A 19,168-nucleotide genomic window follows, 5' to 3' on the forward strand; every position below is an offset into this window, starting at 1 on the left:
GAGCGTCCGTGACCACGACCCTGCGGGCCCAGGACCAGCTGATCGGTCTCCTCCGGGACGGTCTGCCCGACCGCGCGGTGCTGATCGCCGAACGCGACCGCCGCGCCTACGAGCGCGACACCGCGCCGTTCGGGCCCTCGGGCACGCCCGCCGTCGTGGTGCGGCCGGAGACCGTCCAGCAGGTCCAGCACGTGCTGCGGGTGGCCTCCCACCTGGGCGTGCCGGTCGTCCCGCAGGGCGCGCGCACCGGCCTGGCGGGCGCGGCCAACGCCGTCGAGGGCTGCGTGGTGCTGTCGATGCTGGCCATGAACCGGATCCTGGAGATCGACGCGCCCAACCGCCTCGCCCGCTGCGAACCCGGCGTCATGACCGGCGACATCTCACGCGCGGTCGCCCACCTGGGCCTGTGCTACCCGCCCGACCCGGTATCGGCCGACATCTGCACCATCGGCGGCAACATCGCCACCGGCGCCGGCGGCGTGTGCTGCGTCAAATACGGCGTGACCACCGACTACGTGCGCGAGCTCGTCGTCGTCCTCGCCAACGGCGAGGTCACCCGCCTGGGCGGCAAGACCGTCAAGAACGTCGCCGGACTCGACCTCAAACGGCTCTTCGTCGGCTCCGAGGGCACCCTCGGCGTCGTCGTGGAAGCCACCCTCGGGCTGCGGCCGGTGCCGGGGGAGTCGCTGGCGATCCTCGCCCAGTTCCCCACCGCCACCCTCGCCGGGGAGGCCGTCGCCGCGATCATCAAACGCGGCCACACCCCGTCGGCACTCGAACTCATGGACGCCGTCACCACCGGCGCCGTCCACGCCCTCGGCCACCCGTCCATCCAGGACCCGAACGCCGCGACCCTCATCGCCGAGAGCGACGCGCCCGACCGCGTGGACGAGGTCGCCGCCATGGCCCGCGTCTGCTCCGAGAGCGGCGCGACCGTCGTCGTGGCCGCCATCAACGACGAGGAGTCCAAGCAGCTCCTGTCCGCCCGGCGCATGATCATGCCCGCCCTCCAGGCCAAGGCCGCCACCATGCCCGGCGACGTCCGCTCCTTCATCGAGGACGTCGCCGTGCCCCGCACCCGCCTCGCCGAACTCATCGACCGCATCGGCGAGGTCTCCGCCGAGCACGGCGTCTTCATCGCCACCCTCGGCCACGCCGGGGACGGCAACCTGCACCCCATCGTCGTCTTCGACGCCGCCGACCACGGCAGCCTGCGCCGCGCGCAGCACGCCTACGACGACGTCATGGCCGCCGGGCTCGCCCTCGGCGGCACCATCACCGGCGAGCACGGCGTCGGCGTGGTCAAACGCGACTGGCTCGCCCGTGAGCTGGACCCCGTCAGCCTGCGCCTCCAGCAGGAGATCAAACGCGTCTTCGACCCGGCCGGGATCCTCAATCCCGGCAAGGTCCTGGCTTAGAGGAGCGGCGATGACCGACCCGAACTTCCCGCAGATGTCGCCACTCGACCAGCTGCGCATGGTGCTCCTGCACAATGTGAACGCGCTGGGCCGCGGCATCGTCATCGCACGCCCCAAGGTGGCGTTGCTGCTCGACCGGCTCCAAGCCGACCGGCGGCTCATCGCGATGATGGACCGCCTCCACGAGGAGCACCAGGGCGACCCGGTGTGGACGAAGGGCATCACCGGCTCCACGCTGGTGGCGCTGTCGCCCTCCGACTGCCGCCGCGTCCTGGGCGGCAGCGACCAGACCTACGCCATGGCCACGCCCCTCAAACGCCGCATGATGGGCCACTTCCAGCCCGACGGCGTCATCCTCACCCGCCCCGGTGAACTGCGCACGCACCGCCGCCAGTTCAACGAGGTCGTCCTGGACTGGGGACGCGAGGTCCACCGCGAGGCCGCCACCTTCATCAAAGTGGTCAACGAGGAGGTCGACGCCCTCCTCCAGGGCCCCATGGCCACCGGCCGCCCCCTCACCTACCGCTCCATCCGGCGCATCTTCCAGCGCATCGGCCGCCGCTGCGTCCTCGGCGACGCCGCCGCCGAGGACGTGGAGATGTCGGAGCTGCTGGACGCCCTGCGCCGCGAGGGCAACTGGCTCGGCCTGCGCTTCTGGCGCCGCAACCGCACCCACGCCCTGCGCGCCCGCTTCGTCGACCGCGTCCACCGCTACGTCGAACTCGGCCAGCGCGGCAGCCTCGTGGGACGCTTCGCCGACCTGCCCACCGAGGCGCGCCTGCACCCGTCCGGGCAGGTCGCGCACTGGCTCATGGCCTTCGACATCCAGCCGGTGGTCATCACCCGCGCGCTGGCGCTGCTGTCGACGCACCCGCAGCACCTCACCCCGATCGAGGAGGAGCTCGCCGACGCCGACCGCTTCCACGGCACCGGTTCGGCGCAGGCCGTCCTGGCGATGCCGTACCTGCGCGCGTCGGTGATGGAGGCGGCGCGGCTGTGGCCGGTGGTCCGCGACCTGGCGCGGGTGATGGCGCGCGACGCCGACTGGGACGGGCGGCTCGTCCCGCAGGACGCCGAGGTGCTCATCTCGACCGTCTACCACGGTCGCGCCGCCTACCGGGGCCGCGCGGCCAACCGCTTCACCCCGCAGCAGTGGATCGACGGCAGCGCCGACGGCGACTGGGGGCTGTCCCCGGCCAGCCGCGGCCCGGCGGGGTGTCCCGGCGCCGATCTCGGCTTCTTCCTCATCACCGGGTTCCTGGCGGCGACACTGCGCAAGGCGCGGTTCCGGCTGCTGACGCAGGAGCTGCGGCCCGACATCCCGCTGCCGGTGAACTTCGACCCGTTCCACGCCAAGTTCGCCGTCGCCGACAAGCCCGACGCCCCACCGACGGTGATGGTGTCGATGGGGCCCGGGAACGAGGACTACGGCGAGGACTGACCTCGCCGGGGACGGAGACGAAGGGGGAGCCGGGCGGCTCCCCCTTCGTCGTCACAGCTCCGACTCGCCCCACTCCTCGACGGACACCTCGTCGCCGACGGCGAGCTCGCCCTCGGCGGCCACCACGAAGTGCGCGCCGAAGCAGACGCCGCCCTTGCCGGGCTTGCGGTAGGTCGCCAGGGTCTTCGTCGGTTCGTGGCCGGTCTTGCGCCCGGTCTCCTGGTCGACGGTGATCACCACGCAGCGTTTGCCGAGTTCGGAGTAGGCCAGCTCGGCGGTGCCCACGCGCACGCGGCGGACGCGGTCCTCGCCGAACGCGCCGAGCCCGCTGACCACCACGCTGGGGCGGAAGCGGTCCATCGGCACCGGCGCGGCCAGGCGCCCGTTGAGGTCGGCGAGGGACTCCTCCGAGATGATCAGGACGGCGGAGTCGTCGGCGAACAGGGCGGTGCCGTGGTTGGCGCCCTCGGTGACGCGGTCGTGGTCGGGCGGGACGCGCACCAGCCGGGCGGGCGTCCCCAGGTACGCGCTCAGCCAGGCGGCGATCTCGTCGCCCTGGTCCACGCCCTTGTACGCCTGCTTGAACATCGAGACCGGGACACGGGGGCCGTCGACGGTGACCACGAGGTGGAACTCGGGGGCGTCCGGGGCGGTCAGGACGAGGGCGTCACCGTCGAAGGCGGGCCGGATGAGCGCCATGGAGGGGACCTCGCGCTGCGAGATGAGCGTGCCCTCGGGGTCGACGATCATGAATGACCGGTCGTGGGGGAGGCCGGTGGCCAGCAGCGTGGAACGGGTGAGCGGGGTGGGGGCGCATCCCTTGACCGGGTAGGTCAGCAGCGCGGTGACGGTCGCCATCCCGGAAGACTAGTCCGGGACGGCGACCGGACGGTCTCAGCACTCGACGTCGGTGCAGACCTCGTGGCAGGGTCCGGTGACGTAACAGCAGGTGCGGAACCAGCGGCCGGTCGGGTCCAGCCAGCAGCGACCGCAGCGCGGGGCCACGGCGGCGCATCGCGCCGACCCCGCGGCCCGCGGGACGATGGCGCGCAGGATCCGGTCGGCGACGTTGGTGGGTGAACGCATGTGATCTCCCGGGACATCGGTTGACCGAAGACCCGATTGTGGCGAAACGGGGCGGGTCCCGCCGTCCCGGCCGGACGAAACGGTACGAAAAGGCCCGCCTCCGGTACGGAGGCGGGCCTTCCACGTCGTTACAGCTTCGCGCGGGCCTCGCCCAGGCGGGCCATGCTGACCTCGCGGCCGAGCAGCTCCATCGACTCGTACAGCGGCGGCGACACGGTCTTGCCGGTGACGGCCACCCGCAGCGGGCCGAAGGCCTTGCGCGGCTTGATGCCCAGCTCGTCGATGAGGGTCGCCTTGAGGGTCTCCTCGATGGCGGGCGTGGTCCACTCCGGGAGCTTCTCCAGGGCGGTGACCGACGCGTCGAGGATCTGCGCGGCCTCGTCCTTCATCGTCTTCGCCCAGGACTCGGCGTCGACCTCGAAGGCGTCCCCGGCGAACAGGAAGCGCATCATCTCCGCCGCCTGCACCAGCGTCTGCGAGCGCTCCTGCACCAGCGGCGTGGCCACGGCCAGGACGCGCAGCTGCTCCGCGGTGGGCTCGGCGGGCAGGAGCCCGGCGGCCTGGAGGAACGGCGTCACCCGGCCGGCCATGTCCTCGGGGGAGAGCAGGCGGATGTGGGTGGCGTTGATGGCGTCCATCTTCTTCTCGTCGAAGCGCGCCGGGTTGGAGTTGACGTCGGCGATGTCGAAGGCCGCGACCAGCTCCTCGGCGGAGAAGACGTCCCGGTCGGGCCCGATGGACCAGCCGAGCAGCGCGATGTAGTTCAGGATGCCCTCGGGCAGGTAGCCCTTGGTGCGGTAGGCGAGGAGGTCGGAGCGCGGGTCGCGCTTGGACATCTTCTTGCGCGTCTCGTCGGTGACCAGCGGCGCGTGCGCGTAGGTCGGGACGGCCTCGGCGATGCCGAGCTCGATGAGCGCGCGGTACAGCGCGATCTGGCGCGGGGTCGACGACAGGAGGTCCTCGCCGCGGATGATGTGGGTGATCCGCATCATCGCGTCGTCGACGGGGTTGACCAGCGTGTACAGCGGGGTCCCGTCGGCGCGGGTGATCGCGAAGTCCGGGACCATCCCCGCGCGGTAGGTGACCTCGCCGCGGATCAGGTCGGTGAAGGTGATGTCCTCGTCGGGCATCCGCACGCGGATGACGGGCTTGCGGCCCTCGGCGACGTAGGCCGCCTTCTGCTCCTCGCTCAGGTCCCGGTCGAAGTTGTCGTAGCCGAGCTTCGGGTCGCGGCCGGCGGCCTTGTGCCGCGCCTCGACCTCCTCCGGGGTGGAGTAGGCCTCGTAGGCGTAGCCGCCCTCCAGGAGCCGCCGGGCGACGTCCAGGTGGATGTCGCGGCGCTCGCTCTGGCGGTAGGGGCCGTGCGGGCCGCCCTTCTCGGGGCCCTCGTCCCAGTCGAAGCCCATCCACCGCAGCGCGTCCAGGAGCTGCTCGTAGGACTCCTGGCTGTCCCGGGCGGCGTCGGTGTCCTCGATGCGGAACACGAACTGGCCGCCGTGGTGGCGCGCGAAGGCCCAGTTGTACAGGCAGGTGCGCGCCAGGCCCACGTGCGGGATGCCCGTCGGGGACGGGCAGAAGCGGGTGCGGACGTTAGTCAAGATCGATCACCTGGTTCGTGAGCGTGCCGATGCCCTGGACCGACACGGATACCTTGTCACCGGCCACGATCGGCTCGACGCCCTCGGGCGTGCCGGTGAGGATGACGTCGCCGGGCAGCAGCGTCATGATGTGCGAGATGTAGGAGACGAGCGCGTAGACGTCGAAGACCATGTCGCTCGTGCGCCCGAGCTGGCGCACCTCGTCATTGACCTCGCAGCGGATCTCCACGTCGTCCACGTTGATCGTGGTGTCGATCCACGGGCCGATCGGGCAGAACGAGTCGAAGCCCTTCGCGCGCGTCCACTGCCCGTCCTTCGCCTGAAGATCGCGGGCGGTGACGTCGTTGGCGCAGGTGTACCCGAAGATCGCCCGCCGCGCGCCCTCCCGCGTCAGCCGTCGCGCACCGGACGCGCCGATGACCACGGCGAGCTCGGCCTCGTGCTCGACCTGCTTGGTGAAGGCCTTCGGGATGCGGATGGCGTCGCCCGGGCCGATGATCGACGTGGACGGCTTGAGGAACAGCAGCGGCTCCTGCGGCACCTCCGCGCCGTGCTCGGCGGCGTGGGCGGCGTAGTTGCGGCCGACGCACACGACCTTGCTGGGCAGGATCGGCGACATCAGCCGGACGTCTTCGAGGGCCCACCGCTGGCCGGTGAAGGTGATCTCGCCGAACGGGTGGCCCTCGATCTCGGCGACGGTGGTCCCGCCACCGGCGCCGGGGTCGCCCTCGACGACGCCGAACGACATGCCCTGTGGGTGGGCGACACGCGCGATCCGCACGGCTGGACTCCTTCGATGGCCCGGGCTCCGGGCCCGCTGCACGCCTGCCAGGCAGACGTCGATGGTCAGATCCTCATGTGCACGCACGCTGGATTCCACACTTTTTTGAGCGTGCGTGCTTGCACACGGAAAGCCTAGTCGCGGCCGTGGTGACGCCTGCGCCACACCTGCGGATCTACCGTCCCAGTCCCATCCGGCCGAGCGTGTCGGCCATGCGCGCGCTTTCGGCGGCGATGTACTCGCCGAACGCGGGCCCTTCCAGGTAGGCGTCGCGCCAGCCGTACCGCTCCAGGGCCGCCGCCCACTGGGGTGATTCGTGCAGTCGCCGGACGGTCTCGGTGAGCAGCGCGGTCTGTTCGGGCGCGAGTCCGGGTGGCGCGACGATGCCGCGCCAGTTCTCGAAGACCACGTCGATGCCGCATTCCCGCAGGGTGGGCGCGCCCGCGCTCGTCTTCTCCCCGGTGCTGGCGAGGATCCGCAGTTGCCCGGAGCGGATCTGGTCGGCGTACTCGCCGACGCCCGAGACCCCGAAGGCGACCTCGCCGGACAGGATGGCGGCGAGCAGGTCGCCGCCGCCGTCGTAGCGGTGGTACTGGACGTCGCCGGGGGCGATGCCGATCTTCTCGGCGACCAGCATCGGCGCGAGGTGGTCGGGGCCGCCGGGGGAGGATCCGCCGCCGACGGGCACCGTCGCCGGGTCGCGCCGCCAGGCGTCGACGAGGTCGCCCATGTCGGCGTAGGCGGAGTCGCCGCGGACGACGATGATGCCGGGCTCCGACACCAGCCGCGCGATGGGCGTGGTCCGGGACAGGCCGAGGGCCGAGCCGGAGGTGTACTCCGCGCCGACCAGGCCGAGCCCCATCAGCATCATCAGGGTGCCGTTGCCGCTCTCGTAGACCAGCCGGTGCAGGCCGGTGGTCCCGCTGCCGCCGGGCAGGTTGAAGACCTCCACGTCGGGCAGGACGCCGGAGTCGCCCAGTGCCCGCGCCATCGCCCGCGCGGTGAAGTCGTAGCCGCTGCCCGGCGGATTGGGCACCATGACGCGCAATCCGGGCAGATCGACCGGGTCGGGGGCGGCGCAGCCCGCCAGCAGGAGCAGGGCGGCGAGCAGGATTCGCCGCAGCGCCATGACCACGCGTACTCTCCAAACCCGCATGTGACGGCCGACACGAGGGAGAGGAGACTACCGTGCGTCGCGGCCTGACGCTCGCCGGGCAGCTCCTGGCCCTCCAGCTCGGCATCGTGCTGCTGGTGGTCGGCGCGGTCGCCGCGGTCTCCATCGCCGAGTCGGACGCCGACTTCCGCGGCCGGGAGGGCGCCCGCCTGCGCTCGGTGGGCGAGAACCTCGCGGTGAACTCCACCGTGCGGCTGAGCCTGTCCGGCGGGGCCGAGGCGGAGACCCTGGCCACGGCCGCCGAGAGCGCTCGCGCGGTCTCCGGCGCGACCTACGTCCACATCGCCGACGCCACCGGGCGGCTGCTGACCGGCCCGGACGCGGGCCGCGCGGCCCGGCTGGGCGAGTCGGACGCGCTCACCGGCCGGTCCTGGGTCGGCGTCGTCGACGACGGTTCGGCCTTCCTCGTCGCGCACGTCCCGGTGCTGGACGAGGAGGGCGATCTGATCGGGCTGGTCGTCGTCGGCCGTTCCTATCCCACCGTCCCGCAGCAGCTGGCGAACGCCTCCTCCGACCTCCTCACCTACCTCGCCGTCGGCGCGGCCCTCGGCGTCGCGGGCTCGCTGCTCCTCTCGCGCCGGGTCAAGCGACAGACCCTCGGCCTGGAACCCGCCGAGATCACCGGCCTGTGGGAGCACCGGGAGGCGATGCTGCACGGCATCCGCGAGGGCGTCGTCGGCACCGACACCGCCGACCGGATCACCCTCATCAACGACGAGGCCGCGCGGCTGCTGGGCATCCCGGACGCCCGCACCGGCGTCTCGGTGCACCAGCAGGAGCTCGACCCGCACGTCCGCGACGTGCTCACCGGCCGGGTCGTGGGCGCCGACCGGGTCGTCCTGGCCGGCGACAAGGTCGTGGTCATGAACCGGCAGCCGGTGCTGGTGCGGGGCCGCCGGGTGGGCTCGGTGACCACGCTGCGGGACCGCACGGAGCTGACCGCGCTGCGCCGGGAGCTGGACCGGTCCCGGCACACCACCGACACCCTGCGCGCCCAGGCGCACGAGTTCGCCAACCGGCTGCACACCATCGCCGGGCTGGTCGAGCTCGGCGAGCACGACGAGGTGGTCCGCTACATCACGCGCGTCAGCGAGGTCCGCGAGGAGTTCAACCGCGAGGTCACCCGCCGCGTCAACGACCCCTCGGTGGCCGCGCTGCTGATCGCGAAGGGCTCGGTGGCCCTGGAGCAGGGCGCGAGCCTGCGCCTGGCCGAGGACACAGACCTGCCCGCGCTGGACGACGCGCACGCCGCCGACGTCGGCACCGTCCTGGGCAACCTCGTGGACAACGCGCTGGAGGCGATCGCCACCGGCGGCTGGACCGAGGTCGCGCTGTCGTCGGACCCGGACGGTACGGTGTCGGCCACGGTCACCGACTCGGGACCGGGCGTGCCGCCGGAGCTGGCCGAGAAGGTCTTCCGGCAGGGCTACACCACCAAATCGGCCGACAAGGGCAGTGGCCAGCGCGGTCTCGGGCTGGCGCTGACCCGGATGATCTGCGCCCGCAGGGGAGGCGACGTGCGAGTGGAGAACGGCGTGTTCGTCGCGCGGATCCCGCGATGATCCGGGTCCTCATCGTCGACGACGACTTCATGGTCGCCAAGGTGCACAAGGGCTTCGTCGAGCGCGTCGCGGGCTTCGAGGTGGTCGGCCTGGCGCACACCGGCGCCGACGCGCTCGCCGCGATCGCCGGGCTGCGGCCGGACCTGGTGCTGCTGGACATCTACCTGCCGGACCTGACCGGCCTGGAAGTGCTGCGGCGGCTGCGCGACGAGGGGACGGCCGTGGACGTCCTGGCGGTCACCGCCGCCCGCGACGCCGACACGGTGCGCGCGGCGCTGCGCGGCGGCGTCGTCCACTACCTGATCAAGCCGTTCACCTTCGACGGCCTGCGCGAGCGCCTGGAGCGGTACGCGGCGGCCTTCGGCGGCCTGTCCGCCGAGGGCGAGGTCGCCCAGGACGACGTGGACCGGCTGTTCACCGCGATGCGCCCGGCGAAGGTCGAGCTGCCCAAGGGCCTGTCGGCGGCGACCGCCGAGCTGGTCGCCGCGGCCCTGCGCGGCGCCGAGGACGACCTGTCGGCCGCCGAGTGCGCCGCCCAGGCGGGCCTGTCGCGGGTGGCGGCCCGCCGCTACCTGGAGCACTTCGCCGACGCCGGGCGGGCCCGCGTCCGGCTCCGCTACGGGCAGGCCGGACGGCCCGAGCGCCGCTACCGCTGGGCCGGGCCGAAAGCCTGAGACGCGCCCGCCCCATGGCGAACGGGCGCGCCTCTGACTAGTCGTCCTCGCCGAACGCCAGGCGCTGCGCGGTGCGTCCCCGCAGCCGCGCGATGAGGCGCGGCAGGTACGGCAGGATCAGCGCGAACACCGCCAGCCCCAGCAGGACCGCGGTCAGCGGCCGGGTGAAGAACACCGTCAGGTCGCCGTTGGACACCAGCAGCGTGCGCCGGAACTGGAGCTCCATCATCGGCCCGAGGATGACCCCGAGGATGACCGGCGCGATGGGGAAGTCGAAGCGCCGCATCACGAACCCGAGGGCGCCCACGCCGTAGGCGATGAGGACCTGCACGACGCTGCCCGACACCGCGTACACGCCGATCGTGGCGAACACGAGGATGCCCGCGTACAGCGAGGGGCGCGGGATCTTCAGGACCTGCACCCACATCTTGATCAGCGGCAGGTTCAGCACCAGCAGCATCAGGTTCCCGATGTACAGCGACGCGATGAGCGCCCACACGATCGGGCCGGACTTCTCGAACAGCTGCGGGCCGGGCTGGATGTTGAAGCCCTGGAAGGACGCCAGCATCACCGCCGCCGTCGCCGAGGTGGGGATGCCCAGGGTCAGCAGCGGGATCAGCACGCCGGAGAAGGCGGCGTTGTTGGCCGCCTCGGGACCGGCGACGCCCTCGATGGCGCCCTTGCCGAACTCCGCCTTGTGCTTGGAGCGGTGCTTTTCGAAGGTGTAGGACAAGAACGTCGGGATGTCGGCGCCGCCGGCGGGCAGCGCGCCGAACGGGAAGCCCACCGCCGTCCCGCGCAGCCACGGCATCCACGAGCGCCGCCAGTCCTCGCGGGTCATCCACTTCTCGCCGGAGGCGCCCAGGGGCGCCACCGTCTCCGGCAGCCGCTTCAGGCGCGCGGCCACGTGCAGGGACTCGCCCACCGCGAACAGGCCGACGATGACGATGACGATCGAGACGCCCTCGAACAGCTCCATGGACCCGAAGGTGAAGCGCGCCTGCCCGGTGAGGCCGTCGAGCCCGACGAGGCCGATGAACAGCCCCAGCGTCAGCGACAGGACGCCCCGGACCAGCGAGCGCCCGACGAGGGCGGTCACCGACATCATCGCCAGCACCGCCAGCGCGAAGTAGTCCTGCGCCTTGAACTGCACCGCCAGGCCCGCCAGGGGCTTGGCGAACAGCGTCAGGCCGATGGTGGAGATGGTCGCGGCCACGAAGGAGCCGATGGCGGCGGTGGCCAGCGCGGCCTTCGCGCGTCCCCGCCTGGCCATCTGGTAGCCCTCGATCGCCGAGGCCACCGACGAGGACTCACCCGGCGTGTTCAGCAGGATCGAGGTCGTCGAGCCGCCGTACATGGCGCCGTAGTAGATCCCGGCGAACATGATGAACGCGCCGGTGGGGGAGTCGAGGCTGAAGGTGATCGGCAGCAGCAGCGCGATCGTCAGGGCCGGGCCGATGCCGGGCAGCACGCCCACGAACGTCCCGACGGTGACGCCGATGGCCGCGTACAGCAGGTTCTCCGGGGACAGCACGGTCCCGAAGCCACTGAGCAGGTCGCTCCACACGCTCACAGCGGCAGCACCCCCTCGGGCAGCGAGATCTCCAGGAGCCGCGTGAACGCCAGGTACACCCCGAAGGACAGCACGAGCGCGACGATGACCTCGCGGACGATCTTCTTGCTGCCCAGCGCGCGCGTGACGCCCAGGTAGAACGCGCCGGTGGCCAGCACGAACCCGGCCGGTTCCAGCAGCAGCGCGTAGGCCGCCAGCAGGACCGCCACGATCGCCGGCGCCTTCCAGTCCAGCGGGGTGTGCACCGAGTCGGCGTGCTCGTCCTCGCCCTCGGGCTCGGGGTAGTCGGCGGCGGGGGCGAAGATCTGCCGCAGCAGGTAGATCACCGCGAACACCACCCACAGGCCGGTGACGATGATCGGCGCCAGGCGCGGCCCGCCCAGGGTGACCTCACCCTCGGCGCGCCACGCCTCCCAGAACAGGCCCAGCCCGAGCAGGACGAGGACCCCGCCGAGGATCCTGGGGCCCACCGGCGTCCGGCGGGCCTTCGGCGCGATGGTCTCGGCGGTCACGCCAGCCCGATCTCGGTCAGCACGGCCTTGATGCGCTGCGTCTCGGCGGTGAAGAACGCCTTGGCGTCCTCACCGCTCTTGTAGAAGTCCTCCCAGCCCTGGTCGGTGAGGGTCTGCTGCCACTGCGGGGACGCGTGCAGCTTGTCCACCAGGCCCACCACGGCGGCCTTCTCGTCGTCCTTGAGTCCGGGCGGGGACGCCAGGCCGCGCCAGTTCATCAGCTCGACGTCGAAACCGGCGGCCTTGATGGTCGGCGCGCTCGGCAGCTTCGCGGGGGCCGCCGCGCCCGACACCGCCAGCGCGCGCACCTCACCGGCGGTCACCAGGTCGGCGTACTCGCCGACGCCGGACACCGCGGCGGTCAGGTCACCGGCGAGCAGGGCCGCCTTGGACTCGCCGCCACCGGAGTAGGCGACGTACTTCATGGCCTTGGGATCTGCCCCGGCGGCCTTGGCGAGCAGCCCGATGAGGATCTGGTCGGTGCCGCCGGCCGAGCCGCCGCCCCAGTTGACGCTCGCCGGCGCGGTCTTCGCCGCGTTCATCAGCGCGGCCAGGTCCTGGTACGGGGAGTCCTTGGGGACGACGATGACCTCCTGCTCGGCGGTCAGCGTCGCGATGGGGGTGGTCTGGTCGAGGGTCACCGGCGACTTGTTGGTGACCACGCCGCCGACCATGACCAGGCCCATGACCATCAGCTGGTGGGCGTCGCCCTTGTTCTTGGTGGCCAGCTGGGCGAGCCCGAGCGTCCCGGCGGCGCCTTCGACGTTGTAGACCTCGACGCCGTTGGCGGCGAGCTTGGCCTCGGTGAGGGCCTTCTGGAGGGCGCGGGCGGTCTGGTCCCAGCCGCCACCGGGCTTGGCGGGCGCCATGAGCTGGAGGGTCTTGGACGGGAAGGACCCGGCGTCGCCGGACTTCTTGGCGCAGCCGGTCACCGCGACGGCGAGGACGGCCCCGGCCCCGGTGAGGAGGGCACGGCGGGAAAGGGCGGGGGATCGCATGGGGGTGGTTCTCCTCGGCTGCGTTGCCGGGGCCTGAGATGTATGGGGTGTGGCGCCCGGGTTGCCGACATGTTGCCGAGACCACACGGGAGGAGGCGAGCTTGTGGTCGTGGAGATTCTTGTGGTCTTTGTGGTCGCGGCCGTGGGACGGCGGAGACGGAACCGGAGGGCGCGAAAAAGGCCCACCGGAAACCGGTGGGCCTTTTGCTGGTACCCCCGAGCGGATTCGAACCGCCGTTACCGCCTTGAGAGGGCGGCGTCCTAGGCCACTAGACGACGGGGGCCTGCCTGTGTCCCCTGCGGGACTTGCAGAAGCTTACAGGGTGGGGGAGGGGGATCCGCAAAGGGGTTACGAGAGCCCGGTCTCAGGCCGTGCGCGGTCGCCATACCCTCTCGATCATGACTGAGCCCCCCACCCCATCCCCTCTCGCCGCCACCCACGTGCGCGTGGCGCGGCCCTCGCGCGACCTGGCCGCCGTGGAGCGCTTCTACGTGGCCGGACTCGGCCTGGACGTGCTGTGGCGGACCACCGAGCGCGTCTCCGGCGAGCACGACCTGGTCATGGTCGGACCGCGCGGCGGCGCCTGGCACTTCGAGCTGACCCACGACCCGGAGAACCCGGTGGAGCCCTCGCCCACCGTGGACGACCTGTTCGTGCTCTACCTGGGCGCACCGGTCGAGGAGGCCCTCGTGGACCGGCTCGTCGCCGCCGGTGGCGCGCGCGTCAAGGCGCACAACCCGTACTGGGACCGCTTCGGCGTCACCCTCCGGGACCCCGACGGCTATCTGCTGGTCCTCTGCGAACGCAGCTGGGGATAGGCCGAACGTGCTTGGGGATAGCGAGAAGCCCGGTGTCATCGACACCGGGCTTCTCCCGTTGGTACCCCCGAGCGGATTCGAACCGCCGTTACCGCCTTGAGAGGGCGGCGTCCTAGGCCACTAGACGACGGGGGCTTGCCTCAACTCGTTCCTCGCGGAACTCAGCTGGCTGGGGTACCAGGACTCGAACCTAGAACAACTGAACCAGAATCAGTCGTGTTGCCAATTACACCATACCCCATCAACCCGGACATTCCTCCCGGCTCTCGCCGGGCCTCATATCCGCGCCGAGATGAAACAATACCGGACGGCTCTGGCGGCCCCCAAACGGGTATCGCCCCCGCGTCGTCTCACAGTCCGGACAGGCGCTGACCGGCCCGGATGACGGCCATCGCGTGGCGCTCGCCGGGCCTGCGGCCGAAACGCTCTATCGGGCCGGAGACCGAGATCGCGGCGATGACGCGGCCGGTGCGGTCGCGCACCGGCGCCGAGACCGAGGCCACGCCGGCCTCGCGTTCGGCGACCGACTGGGCCCAGCCGCGGCGGCGGACCTCGGCGAGGGTACGGCCGGTGAACTTGCAGCGGGGCAGCAGCGGCAGGACGGCCTCGGCCGGTTCCCACGCGAGCAGGATCTGCGCGGCCGAGCCGGCCGACATCGGCAGCACCGAGCCGATGGGAACGGTGTCCCGCAGTCCGGACGAGCGCTCGGAGGCCGCGACGCACACGCGCTCGTCGGCCCGGCGGCGGTAGAGCTGCGCCGATTCGCCCGTCTGGTCGCGCAGCACGGCCAGCACGGGCTCGGCGGCGGTGAGCAGGACGTCCGGGGTCGCGTTGGACAGTTCGCCCAGGCGGGGGCCGGGGTGCCAGCGCCCGCGCGGGTCGCGGACGAGCATCCGGTGCGCCTCAAGGGCCTGCGCCAGGCGGTGCGCGGTGGCGCGCGGGAGACCGGTGTGCTCCACCAGTTCGGCGAGGCTCGCGCCGTCCACGCACGCGGTGAGGATGAGAACGGCCTTGTCGAGGACCCCGACGCCGCTGATATTGTTTCCCACGACCCGAAACATACATCCCAAATCCCGGGATGTCCAGATGATGGGAGCAGTGATGCCGGACAAGCCGCGCACACTCGCGGAGAAACTGTGGGACGCGCATCTGGTGCGCGCCGGAGGCGATGAGCCGGACCTGCTCTACATCGACCTCCACCTCATCCACGAGGTGACCAGCCCCCAGGCCTTCGACGGGCTGCGGGCGGCCGGGCGGGCGGTCCGCCGGACCGATCTCACGATCGCGACCGAGGACCACAACACGCCCACCGACAACCTGTTCACCATCGCCGACCCGATCAGCCGAACGCAGATCGAGACGCTGCGCAAGAACTGCGCCGAGTTCGGTGTGCGGCTGCACCCGCTCGGGGACGACGAGCAGGGCGTCGTGCACGTCGTCGGGCCGCAGCTCGGGCTCACCCAGCCGGGCATGACGGTCGTGTGCGGCGACTCCCACACCTCCACGCACGGCGCTTTCGGGGCCCTGGCCTTCGGCATCGGGACCAGCGAGGTCGAGCACGTGCTGGCCACGCAGACGCTGCCGCAGCGGCGTCCCAAGACGATGGCGGTCACGGTGAACGGCGTGCTGCCCGAGGGCGTCAGCGCCAAGGACCTGATCCTGGCGGTCATCGCCCGGGCGGGCACCGGCGGCGGCATCGGGCACGTCGTGGAGTACCGCGGTGAGGCGATCCGCGCGCTGTCCATGGAAGGCCGCATGACGGTCTGCAACATGTCCATCGAGTGGGGCGCCAAGGCCGGGCTGATCGCGCCGGACGAGACCACCTTCGCCTACCTGGAAGGCCGTCAGCACGCCCCCGAGGGCGCGGCGTGGGACGCGGCGGTGGAGTACTGGAAGACGCTGCCCACCGATGAGGGCGCCGAGTTCGACGCCGAGATCGTCATCGACGCCGCCGAGCTGACCCCGTTCGTCACGTGGGGCACCAACCCCGGCCAGGGCGTGCCGCTGGGCGCGGAGGTGCCGGATCCGGCCTCCTTCACCGATCCCGTGGCGCGCGGTGCCGCCGAACGTGCCCTGGAGTACATGGATCTGGCTCCGGGCACCAAGATGCGCGATGTGGGCGTCGATGTCGTGTTCGTCGGTTCCTGCACCAATGGCCGCATCGAGGATCTGCGCGGCGCTGCGGCCGTCCTGAAGGGACGCAAGGTCGCCGATGGCGTGCGGATGATGATCGTGCCGGGTTCGGCGCGCGTGCGCGCGCAGGCCGAGAGCGAGGGCCTGCACGAGGTCTTCATCGCCGCCGGCGCCGACTGGCGCTTCGCCGGCTGCTCGATGTGCCTGGGCATGAACCCCGACAAGCTCGCCCCGGGGGCGCGTTCGGCCTCCACGTCCAACCGCAACTTCGAGGGACGCCAGGGACCGGGCGGCCGCACGCACCTGGTCTCCCCGCAGGTGGCCGCGGCCACCGCCGTCGCCGGGCGATTCGCGTCCCCCGCCGACCTCGACAAGTAGGAAAGGGGACGTTCGATGGAGAAGTTCACCGTGCACACGGGAACCGCGGCTCCGCTGCGTCGTTCCAACGTGGACACCGATCAGATCATCCCCGCCGAGTACCTCAAGCGGGTCAGCCGCACCGGCTTCGCCGACGGCCTCTTCAAGGCCTGGCGCGACGATCCGGCCTTCGTGCTCAACCAGCCGCGCTACGACGGCGCCACGGTCTTGGTGACCGGCACCGAGTTCGGCGTCGGATCCTCCCGCGAGCACGCGGTGTGGGCGCTCCAGGACCAGGGTTTCAAGGCGATCGTGGCCCCGCGCTTCGGCGACATCTTCCGCAACAACGCCCTCAAGGGCGGCCTGCTGCCGGTGGAACTGCCCACCGCGGCCGTGGAATGGCTGTGGGACGCCCTGGAAGGCGATGAGCCGCCCGCGGTCACAGTGGACCTGGCGGCGCGCGAAGTCCGCGCCGGGGAACGGACCTGGGCCTTCCCGCTGGACGATTTCAGCCGCTGGCGCCTGATGGAGGGTCTCGACGACATCGGCCTGACCCTGCGCCACGAAGCCGACATCACCGCTTTCGAGGCGACCCGGGCGTCCTGGCTGCCCGCCACCCAAGGCGCCTGACCCGCCGCGACGAGACCGATCCGGCCCTCTTCCGACACCGGAAGGGGGCCGTTTCGCGTCCTCTCGGGACCTTCGGAGAGCACTTCCGCGGGGTCTTCGGCCGACTTCGAAGACCCTCTGTGGGCCCGACTTCACGCCTGGTGAACGATTTTTCCTTGCGACACAACGACTTTCCTGCCGAAATAGTTGAAATCAGACGCAATGCGGCATACCGTTCGCCCATACGGTTCGTAAGGACCACCGAACATTCCGGGAGGGAAAGTCGTGAACAAGGCCGAGCTTGTCGAGGTGCTCTCTGGCCGCTTGGGGGACCGCAAAAGCGCCCAGGCAGCGCTCGACGCGGTGCTGGAGGAAATCCAGCGCGCGGTGTCCAAGGGGGACAAAGTCTCCGTCGCCGGTTTCGGCGTCTTCGAGAAGCGGGCCCGCGCGGCCCGCATGGCGCGCAACCCGCGTACGGGTGAAGCGGTCAAGGTGAAGAAGACGTCCGTTCCGGCCTTCCGTCCCGGTCAGGGCTTCAAGGACCTGGTCTCCGGCGCGGCCAAGCCCGCCCCGGCGCCCAAGTCCTCGGCCAAGAAGGCGGCCGCGAAGTCGAGCGCGGCCAAGTCCGTGGCCAAGCCCGCCGCGAAGACCACCACGGCGAAGAAGGCGGCTCCGGCCAAGAAGGCGGCCACCGCCAAGAAGACCGCGGCGAAGAAGACCACCGCTCCGGCGACCAAGGCGGCCACGCGCAAGACGACCGCCACCGCCGCCAAGAAGACGGTGAAGGCGGCCGCCAAGACCGCCACCAAGAAGGCGACGACCACCAAGGCCGTCGCGAAGAAGACGACGACCAAGAAGGCCGCCGCCAAGAAGAAGTGAAGCGCGTCAGCGCCGAGCGCGGCCCGCCGGTTCACCCCGGCGGGCCGCGCTTTTCGGCGTCCGGCGGGCTTTCCAGGCCACCGGTTTCGCCGAAACCGTGCGCGCGGAGGCGATCCGGAGGCATGATGCATGTCGATGTCCGCGTATAACGCCGAAAGGACGATCGGCGTTATAAAGGCGGGCCTATTGGGGGAGGACCGGCGGCAAAGGCGAACCGGATGGGGCGGGGTTCGCGCAATTTGCACGGGAAGAACGCGGCCATGCCCGAACGCGGAGGCCGGAATGGGGAATGCCGACAGCGGCCCCTTTCAACGGTGCCGGCATCCCGATCCCGGCGGCGCACTCGTCCCGATGCGCGAAAGGCGCCCCGGTGAGGGGGCGCCTTGAGTCTCGCGGGCGAATCCGGTCCTAAGAGGACCTCACCAGGCCGTCCCCGAGGAGCGCAGGAAGTCGGCGAAGAACAGGCCCAGGCCCAGGGCGCCCGAGACGCCCGCCAGCAGCCAGAACCGGATCACGATCGTGGTCTCGCTCCAGCCGGCCATCTCGAAATGGTGATGGAGCGGCGCCATCCGGAAGACCCGTGTACCCGTGGTCTTGAACGACACGTACTGGATGATGTTCGACGAGGTGATGAGCACGAACAGCGCGCCGATCACCGGCAGCAGCCCGATGGTGTGCGTCGAGATCGCCATGCCCGCCATGAGGCAGCCCAGGCCGAGCGAGCCGACGTCGCCCATGAAGATCTTCGCCGGTGAGGCGTTCCACCACAGGAATCCCACCAGTGCCCCCACGACCGCTCCCGCGACCAGCGCGACCTCCAAGGGGTCGCGGACCGGGTAGCAGGACAGCGTCGAGGTCGAGGCCCCCGGCTCGGCGCACCAGTGCCGGTACTGCCAGTAGGCGATCGCCAGGTAGGTCAGGAAGGCGATGGCGACCGAACCGCTCGACAGGCCGTCCAGGCCGTCGGTGAGGTTCACGGCGTTGGAGGTGCCCATCACCATCGCGGCGAACACCAGGACCGAGGCGATCTTGCCGATGTGCAGCCAGTCGATGTCGCGCACGACCGACAGGTACTCGCTGCCGACGGTGTAGCCCTCGGGCGAGGGGAAGTACAGGGCGATCGTGCCGAAGCCGACGCCGATGATGAGCTGCCCCAGCAGCTTCCAGCGTCCGGCGAGGCCACCGGTGTTCTTCTTCGACACCTTCAGGTAGTCGTCGAGCCAGCCCAGGAAACCGCCGCAGACCAGCAGCCCCACCAGGACCAGGCCGGTGATCGTCGGAAGGTGGGGACGGCCCTCAAGGGGCAGCAGCGCCACGTGCCCCACGCCGTAGGCGAGGACGGTGGCGACGATGAAGCCGATGCCGCCCATGGTGGGCGTGCCCTGCTTGACCTGATGCGTGGCGATGCCCAGCTCGCGGATCGGCTGGCTGGCCTTGCGGCGCATGAACCTGATCAGCAGCGGCGTGATGAACAAGGAGACCACGAAGGCGACCAGCGCGCCGATGATGACGGACCTCATCGAGGGTGCGACCTCCTAGGTAGGGGCTGTCCGT

18 protein-coding genes and 3 tRNA genes are annotated in these 19,168 nt (G+C 71.2%); 8 read left to right on the top strand and 13 right to left on the bottom strand.

What is annotated here, in order from left to right; genetic code table 11:
* The first annotated feature begins 8 nt into the window (after positions 1–8).
* Together QSK10_RS23095 and QSK10_RS23100 are read left to right on the top strand one after the other, a co-directional pair.
* On the top strand, positions 9–1,418 hold the full coding sequence (locus tag QSK10_RS23095) for an FAD-binding oxidoreductase (RefSeq protein ID WP_285665031.1): 1,410 nt from the start codon (positions 9–11) through the stop codon (positions 1,416–1,418).
* 10 nt (positions 1,419–1,428) lie between these two features.
* On the top strand, positions 1,429–2,859 hold the full coding sequence (locus QSK10_RS23100; RefSeq protein ID WP_285665032.1) for a cytochrome P450: 1,431 nt from the start codon (positions 1,429–1,431) through the stop codon (positions 2,857–2,859).
* A 51-nt stretch (positions 2,860–2,910) separates the two neighbouring features.
* Here QSK10_RS23100 and QSK10_RS23105 read toward each other — a convergent pair whose 3' ends face one another.
* From QSK10_RS23105 to QSK10_RS23125, 5 genes are all read right to left on the bottom strand, one after another.
* Positions 2,911–3,717, bottom strand: a complete 807-nt coding sequence (locus QSK10_RS23105; protein WP_285665033.1) for an MOSC domain-containing protein — start codon at positions 3,715–3,717, stop codon at positions 2,911–2,913.
* A gap of 36 nt (positions 3,718–3,753) precedes the next feature.
* On the bottom strand, positions 3,754–3,945 hold the full coding sequence (locus QSK10_RS23110; protein ID WP_285665034.1) for a hypothetical protein: 192 nt from the start codon (positions 3,943–3,945) through the stop codon (positions 3,754–3,756).
* 128 nt (positions 3,946–4,073) lie between these two features.
* Positions 4,074–5,543, bottom strand: coding sequence for a glutamate--tRNA ligase (gltX, locus tag QSK10_RS23115; RefSeq protein WP_285665035.1), 1,470 nt, complete (start codon positions 5,541–5,543; stop codon positions 4,074–4,076).
* The gene (locus tag QSK10_RS23120; RefSeq protein ID WP_285665036.1) at positions 5,536–6,324 is read right to left on the bottom strand and encodes a fumarylacetoacetate hydrolase family protein; all 789 of its coding nucleotides are present in this window, start codon (positions 6,322–6,324) and stop codon (positions 5,536–5,538) included. Before QSK10_RS23120 ends, gltX begins: the two co-directional genes overlap by 8 nt.
* 175 nt (positions 6,325–6,499) lie before the next feature.
* The gene (locus QSK10_RS23125) at positions 6,500–7,453 is read right to left on the bottom strand and encodes a Bug family tripartite tricarboxylate transporter substrate binding protein (RefSeq protein WP_285665037.1); all 954 of its coding nucleotides are present in this window, start codon (positions 7,451–7,453) and stop codon (positions 6,500–6,502) included.
* 59 nt (positions 7,454–7,512) lie between these two features.
* Here QSK10_RS23125 and QSK10_RS23130 point away from each other — a divergent pair, with 59 nt between their 5' ends.
* Positions 7,513–9,060: a sensor histidine kinase gene (locus QSK10_RS23130; RefSeq protein WP_285665038.1), complete on the top strand. Its 1,548-nt coding sequence runs from the start codon at positions 7,513–7,515 to the stop codon at positions 9,058–9,060.
* Positions 9,057–9,734 (top strand): response regulator, encoded by a 678-nt coding sequence (locus QSK10_RS23135; protein ID WP_285665039.1) that lies wholly within the window; start codon positions 9,057–9,059, stop codon positions 9,732–9,734. The genes QSK10_RS23130 and QSK10_RS23135 overlap by 4 nt, the downstream gene beginning before the upstream one ends.
* A 37-nt stretch (positions 9,735–9,771) precedes the next feature.
* On the opposite strand, the gene QSK10_RS23140 is transcribed toward QSK10_RS23135, so the two are convergent.
* The 4 genes from QSK10_RS23140 to QSK10_RS23155 form a co-directional block, all read right to left on the bottom strand.
* Positions 9,772–11,307: a tripartite tricarboxylate transporter permease gene (locus QSK10_RS23140; RefSeq protein WP_285665040.1), complete on the bottom strand. Its 1,536-nt coding sequence runs from the start codon at positions 11,305–11,307 to the stop codon at positions 9,772–9,774.
* Positions 11,304–11,819: a tripartite tricarboxylate transporter TctB family protein gene (locus QSK10_RS23145; RefSeq protein WP_285665041.1), complete on the bottom strand. Its 516-nt coding sequence runs from the start codon at positions 11,817–11,819 to the stop codon at positions 11,304–11,306. The genes QSK10_RS23140 and QSK10_RS23145 overlap by 4 nt, the downstream gene beginning before the upstream one ends.
* Positions 11,816–12,817, bottom strand: coding sequence for a Bug family tripartite tricarboxylate transporter substrate binding protein (locus QSK10_RS23150; RefSeq protein WP_285665042.1), 1,002 nt, complete (start codon positions 12,815–12,817; stop codon positions 11,816–11,818). Before QSK10_RS23150 ends, QSK10_RS23145 begins: the two co-directional genes overlap by 4 nt.
* Before the next feature lie 208 nt (positions 12,818–13,025).
* Positions 13,026–13,101: transfer RNA gene (locus QSK10_RS23155), tRNA-Glu, on the bottom strand.
* Between the two features lie 115 nt (positions 13,102–13,216).
* Between QSK10_RS23155 and QSK10_RS23160 the strand changes: the two genes are divergently transcribed.
* Positions 13,217–13,636: a VOC family protein gene (locus QSK10_RS23160; protein ID WP_285665043.1), complete on the top strand. Its 420-nt coding sequence runs from the start codon at positions 13,217–13,219 to the stop codon at positions 13,634–13,636.
* 59 nt (positions 13,637–13,695) lie between these two features.
* Here QSK10_RS23160 and QSK10_RS23165 read toward each other — a convergent pair.
* The 3 genes from QSK10_RS23165 to QSK10_RS23175 all read right to left on the bottom strand — a co-directional run bounded on the left by QSK10_RS23165 (position 13,696) and on the right by QSK10_RS23175 (position 14,673).
* Positions 13,696–13,771 (bottom strand) — tRNA-Glu (locus QSK10_RS23165).
* A gap of 31 nt (positions 13,772–13,802) precedes the next feature.
* Positions 13,803–13,877, bottom strand: a tRNA-Gln gene (locus QSK10_RS23170).
* A 109-nt stretch (positions 13,878–13,986) separates the two neighbouring features.
* A complete protein-coding gene (locus tag QSK10_RS23175) occupies positions 13,987–14,673 on the bottom strand; it encodes an IclR family transcriptional regulator (RefSeq protein WP_285665407.1) in 687 nt (228 codons plus the stop codon).
* Between the two features lie 52 nt (positions 14,674–14,725).
* Between QSK10_RS23175 and leuC the strand changes: the two genes are divergently transcribed.
* From leuC to QSK10_RS23190, 3 genes are all read left to right on the top strand, one after another.
* Positions 14,726–16,147, top strand: coding sequence for a 3-isopropylmalate dehydratase large subunit (leuC, locus tag QSK10_RS23180; protein WP_285665408.1), 1,422 nt, complete (start codon positions 14,726–14,728; stop codon positions 16,145–16,147).
* A gap of 15 nt (positions 16,148–16,162) precedes the next feature.
* Positions 16,163–16,756 (top strand): 3-isopropylmalate dehydratase small subunit, encoded by a 594-nt coding sequence (leuD, locus tag QSK10_RS23185; protein WP_285665044.1) that lies wholly within the window; start codon positions 16,163–16,165, stop codon positions 16,754–16,756.
* A 264-nt stretch (positions 16,757–17,020) separates the two neighbouring features.
* Positions 17,021–17,614 (top strand): HU family DNA-binding protein, encoded by a 594-nt coding sequence (locus tag QSK10_RS23190; protein ID WP_285665045.1) that lies wholly within the window; start codon positions 17,021–17,023, stop codon positions 17,612–17,614.
* A 419-nt stretch (positions 17,615–18,033) separates the two neighbouring features.
* On the opposite strand, the gene mraY is transcribed toward QSK10_RS23190, so the two are convergent.
* Positions 18,034–19,134 (bottom strand): phospho-N-acetylmuramoyl-pentapeptide-transferase, encoded by a 1,101-nt coding sequence (gene mraY / locus QSK10_RS23195; RefSeq protein WP_285665046.1) that lies wholly within the window; start codon positions 19,132–19,134, stop codon positions 18,034–18,036.
* Between the last annotated feature and the right edge of the window lie 34 nt (positions 19,135–19,168).

Source organism: Actinorhabdospora filicis (genome assembly GCF_030269765.1).
Classification (GTDB): Bacteria; Actinomycetota; Actinomycetes; order Mycobacteriales; family Micromonosporaceae; genus Actinorhabdospora; species Actinorhabdospora filicis.